The 2,348-nt window shown below is 43.4% G+C and carries 2 protein-coding genes; both read right to left on the bottom strand.

Annotation, left to right across the window (positions count from 1 at the left end; translation table 11 throughout):
• Nucleotides 1–219 precede the first annotated feature (219 nt).
• Nucleotides 220–1,728, bottom strand: a complete 1,509-nt coding sequence (locus tag C6Y40_RS11095; RefSeq protein ID WP_105934646.1) for a transposase — start codon at nt 1,726–1,728, stop codon at nt 220–222.
• Between the two features lie 314 nt (nt 1,729–2,042).
• The coding region (locus C6Y40_RS11090; RefSeq protein WP_146129497.1) for an IS1595 family transposase at nt 2,043–2,348 on the bottom strand (306 nt) is incomplete at its 5' end.

Genomic DNA, 2,348 nt, shown 5'->3' with positions numbered 1-2,348 from the left:
GAGTATAAGACGGATTAAAGCTATTTGCTACCCCCTATGACAGTTGTCTTTTTGACTAGATTGGTTTGTTGAATTATCGAATTGTGGGAGTATTTTAAGGCGTGTTAGTTTGCAATGTCTTGCGACGATAGGCCTTTGGTGCAGGAAATGGGGGGTGAAGCGCGAATAGCCCCACCATTTACTAGCGTTTTTCTTTACTCTTGCAGCAGTAAATGGAGCCTACGCCCCAAAATTGAAGTCACGTTGAATAGTGAAATCGTTTGTGTATTGTTCATCAGGTGGTGCACGCAAATGTGGCAATAGCTTTGTTTGTTTAGAAGTTGGGTGCTTTTTATCTATATGTGCCAGTATTTTCTGAATAACGTGTATATCTATAATACAAGCGATGATGCTTACATTGTGGTTCTCGCATTTTTCGCATTCGGTAATGTCTATATTGAATACCCGCTTTAACCGCTGTGCCCATGACATAGCCCTTGCATGGTAAGGTTTATCTGATTGCCCATCTTTTTGATTGACAATTTTCGGGCTGTTTTTGCCTCTCTGTGACGCAGTAATTTGTGCTCTTAGATTGCTGTTGGGAGCAAATACCCCATAAAATCGGGTGAGATTTAGTCTTGGCGGTGGAATGAGGGCCACTAGTTTGCCAATAAAGTCGAGCGGTTCAAAGAATACATGTGTTGTGCCGTCTCGATAGGGTGTTTTTAATTCATAGCGCACTTTTCCATGGTCAGTCATACTTAAACGCTGTTCACTAATCGCTGGGCGGCTGATGTAGCGACATAGTCTTTCTAACTTCTCTGGCTCATCGGCATTAGCGAAGACCCCTGCGTGTAAGGAAAAACCTGAGGTATTGGCTAACTGACCATATTCGCCTTCATTGCTGGCAGGGAGTGTCTGTAGTGTAAACACCTTTTGACCTTGTTGTGGTCCCATGGCAATCCGATAGCTGACGGAGGCCCCTTGCAACTGCAATAGACTATCTTCATCATCAATAGGTAAGTTAAGAAAACTGTTTTCTATGTCGCGCTCCACTAACCCCACTTTCTCCAAATAGTTGGCAATTCGATAGCTAATGGTGTGAACTAGCTCCACCATGTCGCTATGGGACGGCGCTTTGATGCGGGTAAAAGTCGTACCACCCCATGGATTTTCACTGATTACTCCTTCTAAAAACAGCATATGGAAATGGATGTTTAGATTGAGGGCGCTACCAAATCGCTGAATAAGGGTAACAGCCCCAGTTTTCGATTGTTTGTTGGTAAAGCCGGCCTTGTTCACAATGTGCGTGGAAATGGCGCGGTGAATGATTTGCATCACTTTGCTCAATTCACTTGGGTTTCTTGCTAGCAGTAATCGAAGTGGAATAGGTAAGCTTAAGACCCACTGACGAATTGGATAACCAAGTAATACGTCATCTACAAGTAGCGCTGCACTTTCTGCCATTCTTCTGGCTCCGCAGCTAGGACAGAAACCTCTGCGTTTACAGCTAAAAGCGACTAACTTCTCATGCTGGCAGTCGCCACATACCACGCGTAAAAAGCCGTGCTCTAGTCGTCCACAACGCAAGAAATCATCAAACTCACGCTCAACATAATTGGGTAAATACTTGCCTTGGTCGGCTAGGTTTGCGGTAAAGTCTGGGTAGTAACGTTCAACCAATTGATAGAGTAGCGTTGTTTCTGGTCGATGGCGCTTGTATGTTTCACTTTGTTGTAATGCCAACACACTCCTTCATCCCTGAATTGTGTACCGACAAGTGTGGCAAAAAAAGACCTAACTTACGACTGGTTGAATGTCCGGTTTGGATGTTTTTTGTCAGTCAACTAAAACCGCAAACAACTCATTAAATGTCGAATTTTCACTCACTTCTCAGTTGATATTTCCAACCTTAGAATGGCAACTGCCAGTCAAGAGCGACCTTGTCAACGTCGCTTTATTGTGCTTAGCGCACCCGAGAAATCAATTTCCAACCCACTGACGTTTTTGTACAGAAGGGTCGAAAACAGATTTTCCACCCCCCGAAATGCAAATAGTTATGGCTATGTTCGGATTAACTGTTGTTGAATCGAAAAGAGCCTGTTTTCGTTAAGGTTTTCTGGATTATCCATAAACCTGAACCAACCCAGGTAGTGTTCCAAGTATTTTGTGGCTACTCCGTGAAACCGTTTTATCCACGCTTTCAGACGGCTGTGATAGGCGTTAACATTTTGAATGTGAAAGACTTTATCTATCACCTTAATTCCTCCTGCCACATCTAAGCGCTTGTGTATTAAATCATTTTTCTCAGAAAGAGCTATGTAGGGCTTATAGCCATCACTACACAACACACTGTCTTTCTCTAATTT

It is taken from the genome of Marisediminitalea alba (assembly GCF_002993365.1).
GTDB lineage: Bacteria > Pseudomonadota > Gammaproteobacteria > Enterobacterales > Alteromonadaceae > Alteromonas > Alteromonas alba.
The sequence above is the reverse complement of the archived record's forward strand: the minus strand, read 5'-3'. Positions and strand labels throughout refer to the sequence as shown.